This is a genomic window from Pseudomonas sp. 05N433, from assembly GCF_056396925.1.
The window spans coordinates 17,566-34,790 of the sequence record NZ_JBFTML010000063.1; the positions used below are offsets into that span (position 1 = coordinate 17,566).

General features: G+C 59.8%; 19 protein-coding genes and 1 pseudogene. 10 read left to right on the forward strand and 10 right to left on the reverse strand.

The features are described from left to right. Positions 1–190: 190 nt before the first annotated feature. From AC1DIS_RS25595 to AC1DIS_RS25640, 10 genes and pseudogenes are all read left to right on the forward strand, one after another. Positions 191–1,210: a substrate-binding domain-containing protein gene (locus tag AC1DIS_RS25595; protein ID WP_018927759.1), complete on the forward strand. Its 1,020-nt coding sequence runs from the start codon at positions 191–193 to the stop codon at positions 1,208–1,210. Beyond that, positions 1,198–4,218 carry an EAL domain-containing protein gene (locus AC1DIS_RS25600; RefSeq protein ID WP_477781154.1) on the forward strand — a complete coding sequence of 1,007 codons (3,021 nt, stop codon included), beginning with the start codon at positions 1,198–1,200 and terminating at the stop codon, positions 4,216–4,218. The genes AC1DIS_RS25595 and AC1DIS_RS25600 overlap by 13 nt, the downstream gene beginning before the upstream one ends. Positions 4,219–4,252: 34 nt before the next feature. Continuing rightward, positions 4,253–4,375: pseudogene (locus AC1DIS_RS25605) on the forward strand (aldo/keto reductase); the annotation flags it as partial. 116 nt (positions 4,376–4,491) lie between these two features. Beyond that, a complete protein-coding gene (gene moaC, locus AC1DIS_RS25610) occupies positions 4,492–4,965 on the forward strand; it encodes a cyclic pyranopterin monophosphate synthase MoaC (protein WP_026286545.1) in 474 nt (157 codons plus the stop codon). Beyond that, complete coding sequence (locus AC1DIS_RS25615; protein WP_018927765.1) at positions 4,962–5,207, forward strand: MoaD/ThiS family protein; 246 nt, start codon at positions 4,962–4,964, stop codon at positions 5,205–5,207. Before moaC ends, AC1DIS_RS25615 begins: the two co-directional genes overlap by 4 nt. A 4-nt stretch (positions 5,208–5,211) precedes the next feature. Continuing rightward, the gene (gene moaE / locus AC1DIS_RS25620; RefSeq protein ID WP_018927766.1) at positions 5,212–5,658 is read left to right on the forward strand and encodes a molybdopterin synthase catalytic subunit MoaE; all 447 of its coding nucleotides are present in this window, start codon (positions 5,212–5,214) and stop codon (positions 5,656–5,658) included. 54 nt (positions 5,659–5,712) lie between these two features. Continuing rightward, positions 5,713–6,156 (forward strand): CopD family copper resistance protein, encoded by a 444-nt coding sequence (locus AC1DIS_RS25625; protein WP_018927767.1) that lies wholly within the window; start codon positions 5,713–5,715, stop codon positions 6,154–6,156. 119 nt (positions 6,157–6,275) lie between these two features. Next, on the forward strand, positions 6,276–7,661 hold the full coding sequence (locus AC1DIS_RS25630; RefSeq protein ID WP_477781155.1) for an oxygen-independent coproporphyrinogen III oxidase: 1,386 nt from the start codon (positions 6,276–6,278) through the stop codon (positions 7,659–7,661). Beyond that, positions 7,645–9,033, forward strand: a complete 1,389-nt coding sequence (gene hemN, locus AC1DIS_RS25635) for an oxygen-independent coproporphyrinogen III oxidase (RefSeq protein ID WP_477743983.1) — start codon at positions 7,645–7,647, stop codon at positions 9,031–9,033. Before AC1DIS_RS25630 ends, hemN begins: the two co-directional genes overlap by 17 nt. Positions 9,034–9,072: 39 nt before the next feature. Beyond that, on the forward strand, positions 9,073–9,816 hold the full coding sequence (locus AC1DIS_RS25640; RefSeq protein WP_018927772.1) for an SDR family NAD(P)-dependent oxidoreductase: 744 nt from the start codon (positions 9,073–9,075) through the stop codon (positions 9,814–9,816). A 78-nt stretch (positions 9,817–9,894) separates the two neighbouring features. Here AC1DIS_RS25640 and AC1DIS_RS25645 read toward each other — a convergent pair whose 3' ends face one another. The 10 genes from AC1DIS_RS25645 to AC1DIS_RS25690 all read right to left on the reverse strand — a co-directional run. Continuing rightward, on the reverse strand, positions 9,895–11,415 hold the full coding sequence (locus tag AC1DIS_RS25645; protein WP_477781156.1) for a cytochrome D1 domain-containing protein: 1,521 nt from the start codon (positions 11,413–11,415) through the stop codon (positions 9,895–9,897). Beyond that, positions 11,412–12,248 carry a uroporphyrinogen-III C-methyltransferase gene (gene cobA / locus AC1DIS_RS25650; protein ID WP_018927774.1) on the reverse strand — a complete coding sequence of 279 codons (837 nt, stop codon included), beginning with the start codon at positions 12,246–12,248 and terminating at the stop codon, positions 11,412–11,414. The genes AC1DIS_RS25645 and cobA overlap by 4 nt, the downstream gene beginning before the upstream one ends. Before the next feature lie 70 nt (positions 12,249–12,318). Continuing rightward, positions 12,319–13,497: a heme d1 biosynthesis radical SAM protein NirJ gene (gene nirJ / locus AC1DIS_RS25655; protein ID WP_477743985.1), complete on the reverse strand. Its 1,179-nt coding sequence runs from the start codon at positions 13,495–13,497 to the stop codon at positions 12,319–12,321. A 26-nt stretch (positions 13,498–13,523) separates the two neighbouring features. Beyond that, positions 13,524–14,027: a siroheme decarboxylase subunit beta gene (gene ahbB / locus AC1DIS_RS25660; protein WP_204125110.1), complete on the reverse strand. Its 504-nt coding sequence runs from the start codon at positions 14,025–14,027 to the stop codon at positions 13,524–13,526. After that, positions 14,002–14,445: an Lrp/AsnC family transcriptional regulator gene (locus AC1DIS_RS25665; protein ID WP_086945734.1), complete on the reverse strand. Its 444-nt coding sequence runs from the start codon at positions 14,443–14,445 to the stop codon at positions 14,002–14,004. Before AC1DIS_RS25665 ends, ahbB (AC1DIS_RS25660) begins: the two co-directional genes overlap by 26 nt. Further along, positions 14,438–14,953 carry a siroheme decarboxylase subunit beta gene (gene ahbB, locus AC1DIS_RS25670; RefSeq protein WP_064617205.1) on the reverse strand — a complete coding sequence of 172 codons (516 nt, stop codon included), beginning with the start codon at positions 14,951–14,953 and terminating at the stop codon, positions 14,438–14,440. The genes AC1DIS_RS25665 and ahbB (AC1DIS_RS25670) overlap by 8 nt, the downstream gene beginning before the upstream one ends. Further along, complete coding sequence (locus tag AC1DIS_RS25675) at positions 14,950–15,408, reverse strand: Lrp/AsnC family transcriptional regulator (protein WP_111454567.1); 459 nt, start codon at positions 15,406–15,408, stop codon at positions 14,950–14,952. The genes ahbB (AC1DIS_RS25670) and AC1DIS_RS25675 overlap by 4 nt, the downstream gene beginning before the upstream one ends. Before the next feature lies 1 nt (position 15,409). Further along, entirely contained in the window at positions 15,410–16,588 is a 1,179-nt protein-coding gene (locus tag AC1DIS_RS25680) for a cytochrome D1 domain-containing protein (protein WP_477743986.1), read from the reverse strand. After that, complete coding sequence (locus AC1DIS_RS25685) at positions 16,585–16,911, reverse strand: c-type cytochrome (RefSeq protein WP_018927781.1); 327 nt, start codon at positions 16,909–16,911, stop codon at positions 16,585–16,587. The genes AC1DIS_RS25680 and AC1DIS_RS25685 overlap by 4 nt, the downstream gene beginning before the upstream one ends. Before the next feature lie 15 nt (positions 16,912–16,926). Next, a partial coding sequence (locus AC1DIS_RS25690) for a c-type cytochrome (protein ID WP_477781157.1) occupies positions 16,927–17,225 on the reverse strand: 299 nt, incomplete at its 5' end.

Genomic DNA, 17,225 nt, shown 5'->3' on the forward strand with positions numbered 1-17,225 from the left:
CTATGATCGCGCCATCGGCTCCACACCCGGCATTACATACGGTGATCGAACCTGTCTGATCGGGCCCTGGTTACTCAGGCCCTGGCTACTTCGGATGGCTTCAATTACGGTTTTCTGTCTTTTCACGGCAACGCCCGGATACGGCCAGAACCTGCCAACCGCGGCAGGTGTCGAAAACGCCACGGTAACGGTGATTCAAGCGCAGGAAATCGTTTCCAGGGCCACCCTTGAAGCCGTTCGCTGGAGCGGCCCTGAGTCCGGCCCGAAAGCCCAGCGGGGCAAGAGCATCGCCCTTGTCGCAGAGGATTTGCGTAACGGAGGCATCGTCGGTGTCGCGCAGGGCGCTCGCGAGGCAGCCAAGGCGATGGGCTGGACGCTGAAGATATTCGATGGCGCTGGATCATCGGCCGGGCGCGCAAAGGCCTTCTCCGATGCGCTGGCAGAGAAACCCGACGGCCTCATTCTGTGCGGTTCCGATGCCCTTGAGAACAATGCGGCGCTGATCCTCTTCGCCAACAGGGATGTGCCGGTGGTTGGCTGGCACGCCGGGGCACGCCCCGGGCCGATTGACGGCACGCCGGTGGCCATGAACGTCACGACCGACCCGCTCGAAGTGGCTCGCCTCACGGCCATGGCGGCAGTGGCACAGTCAAACGGACACGCCGGCGTGGTCATCCTGACCGACTCCAAATACAGCATCGCCATGGCGAAAGCCAAGGCCATGGAAAACGTCATTCGGGCCTGTCGAGAATGTACGTTGCTGGAAGTGCGCGATGTGGCGATCTCCGAAAGTGGCGAGAAGATGCCGGCGCTCACCAAGGAGCTGCTTCAGCGCTATGGCAAGCGCTGGACCCACACGCTGGCCATCAACGATATCTATTTCGACTACTCGATTGCCTCATTGACCAACGCCGCAATGCCCAGTGACGGCATCAGTCTGTTATCTGCCGGTGATGGCAGCGCCTCGGCTTTCTTGCGCATACAGGCAAAAACCTACCAGACCGTCACCGTGGCCGAGCCGCTCAACCTGCATGGCTGGCAAGTGATGGATGAATTGAACCGGTTGTTTGCAGGGCAGCCGGTGAGCGGCTTCGTAGCACCGATTCACTTGGTCAATGCCGACAATATTGCTTTCGACGGCGGGAAGAAATTCCAGTACGACCCTGACAATGGTTATCGAGACATTTATCGCCACCAATGGAATCCCTGACATTGGACGTTATTTCCCGGCTCGGACGCCGGCTATTGCCGCAGTCGTTGCGCGCACAGTTCACACTGGCGTTCCTGACGCTGGCGCTGCTGATCCTGGCGGGTGGTGCCACAGCGGTCTACGCGTTGCGCACGTCAAACAGCGCCACCCGCCAGCTGACGGATGAACGACTGGTGCGCATGCAAAATGGGCAAGACATGGTGCAGCGGACCTTGCTGATCGAACGCCAGACCGATCAGCTTCTGACAACCCGTTCCCCCGACGCCCTGCGTTCAAGCTATGCGGCGACCGTCGAACAGCTTGAAGCCCTTGATCAACTGGTGCAGGAGCTGACTGCCGCGAACAGTGGCGAGGCGATACTCGACATGCATCAGTCGAGTCAGATGTTCCGCAATACCGCCAACATCGTTGCGCAACTGCGRGAAAGCCTGTTGCAGACCGAGGTCACCTTCGAGCAAGCCCTGGAGGATCACGCTGCCCGGTTGACCGCGACCCAGACCCGGGCCAGCCTGGAACTGGCGGTGTTACTTTTCGATCTGCCGCAGGCTAATGACAGCGATGCCGTGCAACGGCTGCGGATCCGATATGAGCGCCTGTCACGCGCCGCAGGCAAATTACCCGACGCTGATGTGGAGACGGCCGATCTCTTCTCCCTGCGCCTGAGACTCATCAATCAGCACAACGTCATCCAGCGCTTCAATGAGGAGTTGAAGAATGAGGCCGGGGTTCTGGTCGCGGTGGCCCGTGCGCAATCCAGTGCTTACACCGAAGACTATCGCGAAGCCGTGCAGCGCCTGGTCGAGGCCTCAAATCGTAGCCAGCAATGGGTGCTGATCATGTTGGGCGCCAGCCTGGTGTTCGCCTGGTTCGTGACCCGGGTCTTCATGGGCCGTCATGTGCTTGTGCGCCTGAATGAAATAAGCCGGCAATTGCGTCAGGAACGCACTGACAAAACGCATTTGATGATGGTGGAACATGGGAAAGACGAGATCGGCAACATGGCTCGCGCGGTGAATCAATTCCTCAAAGACCGTCTTCAGCTGGAAAAAAAGACGGTCCAATTGAGTATCGCCACAGAGCGGCTCGCCCTGCAAAACAACCGATTAGAGCAAGAAGCCATCATCCGTGCCGGACAAGGTCATGTCCTGGAGCTGATCGCCAGGAGCACCGAGCTTGCAGAAGTCCTCGAGAGCCTGGCTCACCTGGTCGAGTCCCAACTGGAGGGGATGATGGTGTCCATCCTGGTGCTGGATGAGGATGGCAAACACCTGCTGCACGGGGCTGCCCCCAGTTTGCCGAAAGCCTATAACCAGCTCATTGACGGGATTGCGATCGGTCCAAACGTAGGCTCTTGCGGCACCGCGGTGTATCGACGAGAACCGGTCATCGTCACGGATATCGAGCTGGACCCGCTGTGGGAGGAGTACCGATCAGCCGCTGCGCCCTATGGATTTCGCGCCTGCTGGTCGACGCCGATTCTGTCCCATGAGCGAAAGGTATTGGGTACGTTTGCCTTGTATTCCAACACCGTCCGCAGCCCTAGCTCGACCGAGACGCGACTGATCGACATGGCGACACCTCTTGCCGGTATTGCGATAGAACGCCAACTGACCGAAAAGCGCATTCGCTATATGGGCGACCATGACGCACTGACCGGGCTGCCGAATCGCACCCTGCTCGAAGACCGTCTCAAGCAGGCAATACTGTATGCCCAGCGCTACAGCCGGCTGGTGACGGTGGTGTTTCTCGATCTGGACAAGTTCAAACTGGTGAATGACAGCCTTGGGCACAGCGCTGGAGACGTACTGCTGAAAACCGTCGCCCAGCGCATGCAGGAGTGTGTGCGCCGCACCGACACCGTCGTGCGACTGGGTGGCGACGAGTTTGTGATCATCCTGTTCGACCAGCCCTCAGACCTCGACGGCGTTACTCCAGCCCTGCACAAGATCCAGGAAGCCATCCTGCGGCCGATTCAGCTCAGCGGGCATACACTCCACGTCACCTGCAGCATGGGGTTGGCCACCTACCCAGCTGACGGCAGCGATACCGACACGTTGCTCAGCAATGCGGACGCCGCCATGTACCGGGCCAAGGAACTGGGTCGCAACAGTTACCAGTTCTATACGAGCGAGATGAATAACAAGGATCAGGGCAAGCTCGCCATGCAAGACGGGCTACGAAACGCACTCAACCATGACGAGTTCCTGCTGCTGTACCAGCCACAGGTGGATTTGCAGACAGGTCAGATTATCGGCGTTGAAGCACTGATCCGCTGGCAGCACCCCGAGCTCGGCATGRTGTCTCCAGTCAAATTCATTCCGCAGGCCGAAGAGACCGGGTTGATCGTGCCCATAGGCGATTGGGTGATTCATACCGCGTGCAGACAGAACAAGGACTGGCAGGATGCGGGCTGGCCGCCGATCACCATGTCGGTGAATATTTCAGCACGCCAGTTCATCGAAAGGGACCTGATCGACCGGGTGAGGCATGCCTTGCAAGAGACCGGACTGGACCCGATGTACCTTGAGCTGGAGCTGACCGAAAGTCTGATCATGCAAGACCTTCAGCAAGCCATCAGCAAAATGAAGGAACTGCAATCAATGGGGATCAGTCTGTCGATCGACGACTTCGGCACCGGCTACTCCAGCCTCGCCGCATTGAAAAGCTTCCCCATCGCAAGGCTCAAGATCGACCAGTCTTTCGTGCACGATCTGCCCGACAACGAGAACGACAAAGCCATCGCTACCGCAGTGATTTCGTTGGGGCACCAACTGAACCTCAAGGTCATAGCCGAAGGTGTCGAAACCGAAGAGCAGCAAACCTTCCTGCGTGAAAACGGCTGCGATGAAATTCAGGGCCACTTTTTCAGCAGAGCGGTCAGCGCAGAGGAAATCAGTCTGTTACTGCGCACGCCCCGATTACCTCAACCGAGCCGCATTACCAGCCCTGACACGGTAAGGCGAAAACGCGATGTAAAACGTCCACGCAGTCCAATGCCCGGGCGTTAATGACTTAGTGAAAACGCTGTTGTGTCAGAAGCCGATCGCCTGGGTACTTCGCAAACCGGCAGTGACGGGTGTCATTATCGGAGCTCGCCCTCCGGCACAAGTAGACGGGCTGATTGCAGCTTCGGAGTCGCGCTTACGCACCATGGAAATCGGTTGAGCAATGGCGTTGTCTGGATTACTTGATTGATGTCAACGGCATCAGTTGGCCTGCTCTGTATTCTGCGCTGAAACCGACTGTTGGTAGCGCAAGGCTTATTGCTCATGACTGAATTGATGCTGACTCACCTCGACTCACTGGGACGCGTGCGAATGGTCGATGTTACGGATAAATGCGTGACGTCCCGAGAAGCCGTGGCTGAGGCATGGGTTCATATGCTTGCCGAGACCCGACAACTGATTGCCAGTGGTGCTCACCCTAAAGGTGATGTATTTGCGGTAGCGCGGATCGCCGGCATTCAGGCGGCCAAACGCACGAGCGAGTTGATTCCGCTCTGTCATCCGCTGCTTCTGAGCAGTGTTAACGTTGAGTTGAGTTTTGAAGGTGACCAACGCGTACGCATTGTTTCTCGGTGCAAGCTGTCCGGACAGACCGGCGTCGAGATGGAGGCACTGACCGCCGCCAGTGTGGCGGCCTTGACCCTGTATGACATGTGCAAGGCCGTGGACCGGGGCATGAGTATCGAATCGGTGCGGCTGTTGGAGAAGCAGGGTGGTAAAAGTGGCTGGTATCAGGCGCCGCAACAATGAAGCTGAATGTTTTGTATTTCTCGCGGTACCGCGAAACGCTTGGCCTTGACGATGAAACGATTGAAGGTGATTTCACTTCTGTCGATCAGTTGCGTCAGCACCTGATACATCGTTCTGGCGTCTGGCAGGTGCTGGCCGAACAGAACCTCATGTGTGCCCGCAATCAGGACATGTGTGGGCTCGATGAGCCGTTGATAGACGGTGATGAAGTGGGTTTTTTCCCAACCGTAACGGGAGGGTGATTCGATGATTCGAGTGCAGACAGAGCGCTTCGAACCCGGCACCGAAATCAATGCCCTGCAGGCTTTGAGCCTGAATGTCGGTGCCGTGGTGAGTTTTGTCGGGTATGTACGTGACACCAACGTCGGACAAGAAGTCGCCGGGATGTTTCTTGAACATTACCCCGGTATGACCGAAAAGGTCCTGGGCAAGATCGCCGACGAAGCCCGGCAGCGCTGGCCGTTGCTCGGACTGGTGCTGATCCATCGAATCGGCGCGCTGCAACCGGGAGACCCCATTGTCTTTGTCGGCGTCAGCAGCAGTCATCGTCAAGCGGCTTTTGATGCCTGTGCGTTTGTAATGGATTACCTGAAAACCCGAGCGCCATTCTGGAAGAAAGAACAGGTGGCCGAGAGTTCCCATTGGGTCGAGGCTCGCCACAGTGATCGCGAGGCGGCGCAACGATGGGAGTGACGTTTCCCTCGCGGTGAGTGGAACGTGTTCAGCTGTATTGAGAGCGAGAATCCCATGCTCTATCCGCTGTTTCTGACATTGCACCTGTTTGCCGCGATGATTTTCATCGGCACGGTATTCTTCGAAGTCCTGTTCCTTGAAAGTATCCGCAAACAACTGCCGGTCAAGGTCATGTTACTGGTCGAGCAGGGTGTCGGTCGACGTGCACGCACCTTGATTCCATGGGTCTTGCTGGTGTTGTTCGGTGCCGGGTTGGGGATGGTCTGGCTGCGCTATTTACCGGTCCTTGCCACACCAATGGCCTCATCGTTTGGCACGTTGCTGATGTTGAAAATCGTGGTGGCCGTCAGCGTACTGCTGCATTTCCTGGTCGCCATGTTTTTGTTCAAAAGTGGCCGGATGAGTGCTCGATACCTGCATTTCATCCATGGCAGCCTGTTCTGCCACATGGTTGTCATTGTGCTGTTGGCCAAGTGGATGTTTTACCTGACGTGGTGACTGGGCTTGCCTGGTGTCCGTTGCGCGACAAGCACTTCGCTCGCGCTTGATGCAAATCAAGGAGCATGGGTCGCCAGGCTCCGACACTGGCGGTCCGCAGCCAGTCTCGGAGACCCGTTATGCTCAATTCGTTTCACAGCCCTGGAGAGCTGAACGTCCGGTGCGATCAAGGCGTGCTCGACCCCAACGGCCATGTCGACACTGAAAAATTTCACGACGGCATCGGCTCTCTGGATTTGCATCGTGCATTGCGCGTCAGCCGTCAGAAGTGCCGTCCGCTGTCGCTGAACGTGCAACTGCCTTCTAACCTCAAGCCTGCCTTGTGCTCCCCTCGCGAAGTTTCATGCGAGCACAGTGGTGTCGAACACTATCTTCAGCGTCTGCAACATGAGATCGACCTCGTCGGTTGTCATCTGGGAGCCGGGCAGCGGGTCGAGCAGTTCCATCTGGGGGGCGGAACACCCGCCATCGCCCAACTGAGACGGCTGATGAATCACCTTCGTGGCCGATTCAACTTTCTTGGACATGAGTGCGGTGACTACAGCATAGAAGTGGACCTTCACCATACGGATTGGTCGACCATGGGAATGCTGCGTGACCTGGGGTTCAACCATGTCAGCATCGGCGTTCCGGACATCGGTGCCGACCKTGCGATGTCGGTGGCCTGCTACCAGAATCCGGCACCGATCCATTCGCTTATCGATGCCGCTCGTACCTTCGGCTATCGATCCATCAATGTCGATCTGGGTTATGGCCATACCTGGCAGACGCCAGAAAGTTTTGCGCTGAAACTGACAACCATCATCGAACTGGAGCCGGACCGGCTGCTGGTGTTTGACTATGCCCGGCCACCCCAACGCTATCGGCCAAAGACTGCAGACACAATCGGGGCGTTTTGCAGCGAGGAAGATAAAGGCGCCATGCGCCGGATCTGCTTTGAACAGTTGATCGGCGCCGGTTATCACTACATTGGCCTGGGGCAGTTTGTCCGACCCGATGACGATTTGGCGATTGCTCAGGAGCGCGGCCGATTACGTCGCAATTGTGAGGGGTTTACCCGTCACGGGCATTGCGACCATATCGGGTTCGGTTTGGGCGCTATCAGTCAGATCGACGGTTTGTATGCGCAAAACACCGACGAACTGGAACGGTACCAGCAGCAACTGGACATGGACCAACTGCCGACGAGTCGTGGCTGGCGCTGTGAGGAAGGGGATCAGGTCAGGCACATGGTCATGGAACGCCTGGCGTGTGATCTGGAGCTGGATATCCAGGCAATCGAGACGCGTCATGGAGTCATTTTTCGCCAGTACTTTTTCACCGCCTGGCCTGTGCTTGAGCAATTGAGCCATGACGGGTTGATTGAACTGTCTGACCGTTTCATCAGCATTCTTCCGGCCGGTCGGCCGCACGTGGATGCCGTCTGCAACCTGTTTGAAAAGGATTCGGACGGTGCGGGGCATGAACCCCATTACGAATGGATTGATCATGACAACTTCATTTGATTTCAATCGTGCCCTGGTCGAAAAGTATGACCTCCCGGGGCCGCGCTATACCTCTTACCCGACCGCGCCGCAGTTTCATCAGGCGTTCGCCGTCGATGACTATCAGCGTGCGGCCTCGGACAGCAACCAGGCGACAACGCCAAAATCGCTGTCGGTGTACATCCACATCCCGTTCTGCAAGAGCCTTTGTTACTACTGCGCCTGCAACAAAATCATTACCCAGAAAACCCACCGCGCCTTCGAGTACCTGACGTACCTCAAGCGCGAAATCGTGATGCAGGCTGCCTTGTTCGACCGCACCCGCAAACTCACGCAACTGCACCTGGGAGGTGGCACGCCGACCTATTTGACCGGCGAGCAACTGGCTGACCTGATGGACTGCCTGCACCAGGCATTCGACATGGATGACAGCGATGACCATGAGTTTTCCATCGAGGTCGACCCTCGCACCATCAGTACGGAGCAGATCCAGTTGTTGCGTCAGTTGGGGTTCAATCGTTTGAGCTTTGGCGTACAGGACTTCGATCCCGATGTGCAGGCTGCGGTCAATCGGCAGCAAAGTGAAGAGCAAATCCATGCGCTGGTCGCTGCGGCACGCCAGGCGCGATTCAAATCGATCAGTGTCGATCTGATTTACGGCCTGCCATTGCAAACCGTGGAGAGTTTCGATGTCACCCTCGGCAAAATCATCGCGCTGCGTCCGGACCGGATTGCCGCCTACAGCTATGCCCATTTGCCGGAACTGGTGCGCGCACAACGGCTGATTCGTTCGGCCGACATGCCGCCACCGGAGCGCAAACTGGAATTGCTTGAACTGACTGTCCGTCGTCTGACTGAGGCCGGTTATATCTATATCGGCATGGACCATTTCGCCTTGCCGGACGATGAGTTGGCGCTGGCCCGGGCCAATGGCACGTTGCAACGCAATTTCCAGGGTTATTCCACCCACGCCGACTGCGATCTGATCGGTCTCGGGGTGTCCTCCATCGGTAAGGTCGGCGACAGCTACAGCCAGAGCGTCAAGGAGCTTTCTCAGTACTACGCTCGTATTGATCAAGGCTTGTTGCCTGTGCATCGGGGTTACCGGTTGAGCGCCGATGATCGGCTGCGCCGTGAAGTGATCAGCGATCTGATGTGCCACGGCCGGATCGACTTCGGCAAGTTTGAAGCGGGTCATGACATCTGCTTTACCGATTATTTTGCCGATGCGCTGATGCAACTCGACGAGCATGTTCGCGATGGCTTGCTGCAGATTCACAAAGACGCGTTGGTGTTGTTGCCACACGGGCATTTGATGATGCGCAGCGCCGCGATGGCGTTTGATGCCTACTTGGGCGGTGATCAAAAAGGCCGGTTTTCACGTACCGTTTGAAGTCCCCAGTGCTGGCGTCCGCGATGCCAGGAGGAAATGATGAGAACCGAGTTTCAGGATCGTTTGGCGGTGGTCACGGGTGCCAGTTCCGGGATAGGCCTGGCCCTGTGTGCGGCGCTGTTGCCGCGCGGGGTCAAGGTGCTGGCGATGTCACGGAAAATCGGGGAATTGCCGGCCTTGCAGCAGATCTATGGCGAGCGCCTGCAATGGTGTGCCGGTGACGTGACCTGTCAGGATGACCTGCAGGCGCTGGCCCAACGTGCATCGACACTGGGCCAGGTGGATTATCTGGTGCCCAACGCGGGTATCGCCGAAATGGCCGATAGCCTCGACATGCCGGCCTTCCAGCGTCAGTGGGCGGTCAACGGCGCCGGGGCGTTGAATACCCTGGCGGCGTTACGCGGGGAGTTGGCGAGTCCGGCTTCGGTGGTGTTTGTCGGCAGCTTCCTGACCGGCTCGAGTTTTCCCGGTCTGGCCGCCTGCATTGCCAGCAAGGCCGCGCTGGCGGCGCAGGCGCGCACGTTGGCGGTGGAATTCGCGCGTTATGACGTGCGCATCAATCTGGTCTCCCCGGGGCCGACCGCGACCTCGATGTGGGACAACCTGGGGTTGAGCGACGGGGAACTCGACGACGTTGCCGGCACCCTCGGCAAACGTCTGCTGCCCGGTCATTTCCTCGATGCGTCTGCGGTGGCCAACGTGATTGTTTTTCAGCTGTCTCAAGGCGCGCGGGGTGTTTATGGTCAGGACTGGAAAGTCGATAACGGTTATACCCTGAGCTGAAGAGGTGAACACAAACCCTGTGGCGAGGGAGCTTGCTCCCGCTCGGCTGCGTAGCAGTCGTAAAATCAGCACCTGCGTTTAATCTGAATGTACGCAGTGACTGCTTTTAGGGCCGCTTCGCGCCCCAGCGGGAGCAAGCTCGCCCACGTTGTACTTACCCGACGGCTTGTTCATCGGCAGGCGCTTGATCTCTTTGAGGGTGTTGCTGTCGTAGACGATCAGCGCACCGTCGGTGGCCCAGATACTCAGCAGCAGGTAGCGACCGTCGCGGGTGAATTCGACGTGGGCGGCGGTCTTTCCGGGCATCGGGCGCAGGGTGTGAGCGATTTCCAGGGTCTGTTTGTCGATCAGGTGGATCGCATCGTTGTCGGGGCCGAAGAACACGTCGGTCCAGGCATACCGCGAGTTGACGTGGCTGCGCATGAAGAAGCCCGGCCCCAGGGTCGGTATTTCCTTGAGCAGTTTCCAGGTCTTGAAGTCGATGACCGAGATCAGGCCCTTGCTGATGTTCGGCGTGGCGAACACCCACTCACCGTTACGTTTCCAGTAGGTCCCGGACCCCAGGTGCGGCATGCCCGGCAGTGGAATGTCGGTGACCACCTTGCCACTGTCGAGGTCGATCACCTGACCGCCCTTGGCCGCGCGCGACGTGGCCAGCAGTTGCTTGTAGTCCGGTGAAAAGGAAAAGTCGTCCAGCATATCTTCGGCGTGGATCCGTCGCGGTTCGAAATCCGGTGTGCCGGTGCAGGGCAGTTCCCAGACTTCCTTCACGTCCTTGAGCGCTACGATGAAGCTGTCCCGTGGCGGCGCGGTGTAGACCGCGCTGACCCGTGACGCGGTACCGTCCTGGCCGATCGCCGGAATGGTTTTGACCAATGACAGATCACGGGCATCGAGCACCACCAGGTTGCCAGGCAGGTAGTTGCCCACCAGCACCCATCGGCCGTCCTTGCTCACCGCGAGGTTGCGGGTGTTGAGCCCGGCGCGGACCTCGGCGATCAGTTTCAGGTTATGCAAGTCATACAGGCTGATCCAGCCATCGCGAGAAGCCACGTAGACGAAGCGTCCGTCCGGCGAAAACTTCGGCCCGCCATGCACTGCAAAGTGCGAAGAGAACCGAGCCAGCACTTCAAAGCGGTTGCCGTCGAGGATGTCGATGTGATGATCACCGGCTTCCACCACCACAAACAGGTTCAGGGGATCGGCGCGATGCTGGGGTGTGTCGGGCAGTTTGTTGATATCGGCGAGAATCGAATGACTGCCGCGAATGTCATCGTTGCTCCAGGTGGGTGGGGTGGCGGGTGGTTGCTGGAGGTAGTCCACCAACGCGTCGATCTGCGTGGCGTTGAACACGTTGGCATACCCGCTCATCTGACTCGCGGGACGACCGTCCTGGATCACGCTGCGGATTTCGTCGGGTTTGATCCGGCTCAGGCTTTCCGGCAGCAAGGCCGGTCCCGTACCGCCGAGACGATTGGCGCCATGGCAGCTCTGGCAATGCTGTTGGTAGAGGTTGGCGGCCACGTCGGAGGGCGGAGTCGCTGCACCGGCGTGAGCCGCACCGATCCATAACAATGGGCCAAGCACCATGCGCCTCATATCGCCACCTTGCGCTGGCGTTGCAGCGCTGCGGGGTAAAAGCGCGCCGGGAATTCCTGTTGTTGGGCAGCGAACAGATCGACCACTTTGCCGATCACCGCAAGCGTCGGAATGCCAGGTGGGCATTCCCGCGCCAGGGTCGGCAATTGGTGCAGCCTGCCTCGTGCAACATGCTGGTCGGGACGCGTGCCATTGCTGATCAGCGCCGCCGGTGTCTCGGCGGGCATTCCAGCTTCGATCAAGCGCTGGGCGATAATCCCGAGATTGGATAACCCCATGTAAAACACCAGGGTCTGGCTGCTGTCGACGAGGCTGCTCCAGGGTAATTGCAACTCACCATCGTGTTGCAGGTGCCCGGTGATGAATCGACAGGAGTTGACCAGCTCCCGATGGGTCAGTGGAATGCCAGCGTAAGCGCTACACCCGGAGGCGGCAGTAATGCCGGGGACGACCTGGCAGTCAATGTTGCGTTGCAGCAGGTACTCCAGTTCCTCGGCGCCACGGCCGAAGATGAACGGGTCGCCACCTTTGAGCCGGACCACACGCTGCCCCAGATCGGCGAGGTCGGCGAGTAGTTCGTTGATCTGATCCTGAGGCAGGCTGTGGCAGCCGCTGGCCTTGCCGACGTAATGCCGGGCGCAGGTGAGGGGGATCAATGCCAGCAGCTCGGGGCTGATCAGGCGGTCGTAAACCACGGCGTCGGCTTGCATCAACAGGCTCCAGGCGCGCAGGGTCAGCAAGCGTGGATCGCCGGGGCCAGCGCCGACCAGGGCAACTTCGCCCGGTCTGAACGGGGACTCAAGTGCAGCCGGTAAAATAATCGATGGATGCATGGGACGTCCTTGGTACTTCATCAGGTGGGCCGGCCCCATCCTTTGTCAGATGGCTCGCCAGGCGGGTGCTTCAGTGCATGACGCAAGGGATGGTCGGTAAGGGCGACACGCCGATTTCTTCATCGCTGAGGTGGCAACCGGGGTCCTGGCCCCAGAGATCACCCTCGGCCCAGGCGCGGGTGCGGGTATTGCCGTTGCAGATGCTGAGCCAGCGGCATTGGCCACAACGGCCACCCACGGCGCGAGGATGCGCGCGCAGTTGCTGCAACAAGGCGTCCGGGCGGTCCATCCACAGCGTGCGAAACGGTGTGTGCCGGACATTGCCCACCGAGTGCTGCCACCAATAGGTGTCGGGGTGAACTTCGCCGGTGTTGTCGATGTTGGCGATGCCGCTGCCCGAGGCATTGCCGCCCCAGGCGCGGAGCATGTGTTCCAGGCGCCGGTAATGCTCGGGTAGATGCAGGCCTACCCATTGCAGCAGGAGAATGGCGTCGGCATCGTTGTTGCCGCTGACAAAATCGCTGTCGCGACCGTGCTGAATGTCTTCCCAGGCCCGTTTGAAGATCAGCGTCATCGCCTGGCGGCTCATCTGCTGCCGGGCGTCGAGCTGGCGGCTGCGTTTGCCGCGACCGCTGTAGTTGAGGTGCGACAGATAAAACTTCTGCACGTCGTATTCGCGCATCAGTGCCAGTAATTGCGGCAGCTGCGCATGATTCTCCTGGGTCAGGGTGGTGCGCAGGCCGACGCGAATGCCCTGTTCGCGACAGAGCCGGATCGCCCGCATGGAACTGGCGAAGCTGCCCTTGAGTTGGCGGAACGCATCGTGGGTGGCTTCCAGGCCATCGATGCTGATCCCCACATAGTCGAAATTCGCTGCGCGGATCTGCGCAATGTTCTGCTCATCGATCAATGTGCCGTTGGTGGACAAAGCCACAAAGAAACCCTTTGTGCGGGCATAGGCGCTGAGCACAAACAGATCGTCATGCAGCAGGGGTTCACCGCCGGAAAGAATCAATACCTTCACGCCGGCATCGTGCAGATCGTCGATCACGGTCAGCGCGGCGGGCGTATCCAGTTCGTCGCGAAAGACGCTGTCGGCGGACGTGGCGTAGCAGTGTTTGCAGGTCAGGTTGCAGCGCCTGAGCAGGTTCCAGATCACCACCGGCGGCCGGTTGCTGCCCGGTGGGCTGGTTCTGGGGGCGGGCACCTGGCCGGTCAGGGCACGCAGRTATTGGCTGATCCTCAACATGCAACTCTCCTTGAACCAGCGCGTGTTCAGCGTGGCACTGGTGGTAGCCGTAATCCGGTTTTTTTCAGGATGCGACTGCTCACCAGCATCTCGTCGGCGACACAGGCGTCGCCCAGCAAGTAGCGCAGGTGTTCGCGGTAGCTGTCGATTTCCTCGCGGCTGCGACCGTGCACCATGGCGAACAGGTTGTAGCGCCACGCGGTTCGTCGCGGGCGTCGATAACAGTGGCTGACAAAAGGCTGTGCGCCGATCAGCGCGCCGAGGCGCGGCATGTCGGTGTCGCGCACATCCCAAACGGTCATGCCGTTGTAGCGATAGCCCAGGCGATAGTGGTTGGGGACAGCGGCGATGCGCCGGATCGCGCCCTCGGCCTGCAGGCGCTTGAGCAGATCCAGGGTGGATTCGATGCTCAGGTCCAGCTGTTCGGCGAGCCAGGCCCACGGGTCATCCAGCAGCGGCAAGCCGGCCTGGGTCAGTTCAATCAGCCGGTGCGCCAGGGTGTCTTCAGACCGGGAAGTACAGACCGACATGGTAAGTCTCCTCTTTAGGCAAGTTGAGCAGCGGCAAACCGGTCAGGGTTTCGATGTATTGCAAGGTTTCGGTGACGTCTTGTTCGGTCGCGCAGGCGAGCACGAACCACATGTTCCAGGCGTGTTCGCGTCGATAGTTGTGCGCCACTTCAGGCAGGGCATGCAGTTGCTCGGCGACCTCTTCGAACCGTTCTTCCGGCACGGCCAGCGCCGCGAGGGTGAAGGCGCCACCGAGGCGTTCGATGTCGAACATCGGGCCGAAGCGCGTGAGTATTCCTTCACAGAGCAGTTCGTGGAGGCGGTGGAGCAATTCAGGGCTGCTGCTGTCCAGTTCGCTGGCCAGCGCCTGCCAGGGGTTACGCACCAGTGGCAGGCCCAGTTGCAAGCGGTTGATCAACCGACGGTCAAGATCATCCATGGGGCTTGGTTCCCGTTGAGGAGGCGACAAAGCGTCCGCCGCATTGTTTGAAGGCATGGGTGCTGAACAGCAGTTGATGGGGCAGGTCACTCAGCAAGTGTTCTTCCAGCAACGCCTGGATCTGCGCCTCGACCTGCGCGCGTTGGCGTCCGTGAACCATGCAGAACAGGTTGTAGCGCCACTGCGGCAGGCGCCGTGGCCGTTGATAGCAGAGGGTGATACCGGACGCTCGCCCCAGGCGCTGGCCGACTTCGTCGATCAGCGCGTCCGGAACATCCAGCACCAGCATGGCGTTGGCGGTAAAGCCCAGGGCGCGATGGTTGAGCACCAGGCCGACCCGGCGAAACAGCCCCTGTTCGTGCCACTGGTGCATCTGCGCGAGCACCTGGTTTTCGTCGGCGTTTATCCGTTCCGCGAGGGCCTGATAGGGGCGCGAAACACGCGGTAATCCGTCTTCCAGGTGCCTTCGTAAGGCCTGTGTCTGTTCGGGACTCAATCCCGGCTTCATGGGCCTTCTCCCAAGGCAAAACCGAGGTCGATGCGGTAAGCGGTCAACATCGGCAGATCCAGCGGAACAAGGCCGGTTTCGTTCTCAAGTTGTTCGAGAACACGTTCGATGTGGGGGCGATCAGGCCCGGTCAGCACAAACCACAGGTTGTAGAAATGCTCCCGTGCGTAGTTGTGGTTGACCTCGGGATACTGGCTGACGCGCTCGGCGACCTGTTGCAGACGTTCGGCGGGCACGGCGAAGGCGGCGAGGGTGCTGGCCCCGGCGCGGCTGTGTTCGAACACCGGGCCGATGCGTGAGAGGGGGCCGGCCTGAGCCATTTTTTCCAGACAATCCATCACCTGGGCCTCGCGGCAACCGAGAATCCGGGCCATCTCCTTGTAAGGTTCCGGGCACAACGGCATGCCGTGCTGGAAGCGGTCGATCAGTTGGCGGCTGAGCAGGTCGAGGTTCATTTCAATAGCCCATTTTCTGCGCGCGACTGCTGAAGAAGATGCCGCTCGGCGCGGTGGCGGGAAGGGTGCTCAGCTGCTTCAGGCTGTACGGATCCCAGACCTGAACCTGATCGCCATCGCGTAACGACAGCCACAACTGGTCGCCGCGCGCGGTGAATTCCATGTGCAGCACCGCCGGCCCCGGTCGCAGATCGGCGACTACGGCACGGGTTTCGGTGTCGATGACCTGGACCCGATCGTTGTCCGGGTAGGCGAAATTGACCCACAGTTGCCGACCGTCCGGCCGCGACGTGACGAACACCGGTTGACCGGCCACCGGGATGGCAGCGGTCTGCTGCCACGTGCGGGAATCCATCACCAGCACCTGATGACGGCCGACGGCGGGCACGAAGGCCTGGTTGTCGGCAACGGCCCAACCCTCCAGATGCGGCATCTTGTAGACGGGCAACTTCGCCTGGCCGCGTCCGTAATCACCGAGCACTCGCTGCACCCCGCGCTCGGGGTGCCAGAGGTCGAGTTGCGCCATGCCGTCTTCGCCGAACAGCCCAGCCATGTAATAGCGACCATCGGGGGTAATCAGCGCGTCGTAGGGTTGCTGGCCGATGCCGGTGAAGCGGCTGATCCGTGGCGTGCTGCCCTGACTGAAATCGGCGGTCCAGATCTCGCCGGTATCGAACAGGCTGAACACAAAACGCTGTCCGGGCGCGTCGACCAGGCCGACCACCCGTGAGCGTTTGCTGCCATCGGCGAGCGGTGTCGCGGGAATATCGGCCACCTGTTGCAGAGTGACGGCATCGAACACCTTCACGCCGCCGGGCACGTAGTTGGAGACTGCGATCAACTTGCCGTCCTGACTGATGGCGCCGCCGATGCTGTTGCCGCCCTGGATGACGCGATGGTCGATGCGTTGGGTCAGCAGGTCGATTTTGCTCAACCCGCCGTCGCGGCCGAACACATAGGCATAACGCTGGTCGCGGGAAAACACCACCGAGGCATGGGACAGATCGCCGAAGCCTTCGAGTCGGGCCAGTGCCGTGCGGGTATCGCTTTCGATGATTTGCACGCTACCGGTGGTGCGCTCCACCACCACGCCCAGATCGCCGGTACCACGCAAGGGTGACTGAGCGCAGGCGGACAACAACAGCCCGGTCGCCGCTAAAAGCAGGGTTGAACGGATCATGGTGCGGGATATCCCTGGAGAAGAAGATCAACCAGCCAACGGATGTCGTCCGGGCTGAGCAACGGGGCCCAACCGGGCATCGCGGTGCCGGGGCGACCTTGGGTGACGGTGGCAATCAGGCTGTCGCGGGACTTGCCTGCCAGCGTTGCGCGCGTCAGGTCGGGACCCAGCCCGCCGGTCATGTGCAGTCCATGGCAGGCGCCGCAATCCTGGGCCAGCAGGTGCTCGAGTTGGGCCTGACGCTTGGCGTTCGGCGCCGCAACCGAGGTCGCGCAAAAAAGGAGGAGGGCCGCCAGAACCACTGCGTGTCGATGAACCATCATGGCGCCCTCCGTTGGCTATTTGAGACTCAGGACCCAAGTTGCAAGTGTCTTCGCTTCATCATCCGTCACCGGGTTGGCCGGCATTGGTATCGGGCCCCAGTTGCCTTGCGTACCGTTCTTGATGTGGTTGGCCAGGGTGTCCGTGGCACCGGCCACGCCAGCGTTCCGGGCGGCTACTTCCTTGAGTGCCGGGCCGACTAATTTAGTGTCGATGGAATGGCAGGCTGCACAGGGTTTGCTCTTGAACAGCTCCGGCGCGTCTTGGGCCACCACCGGTTGCAGACTCAATGCGCCGGTCAGGGCGATCAGTGAAA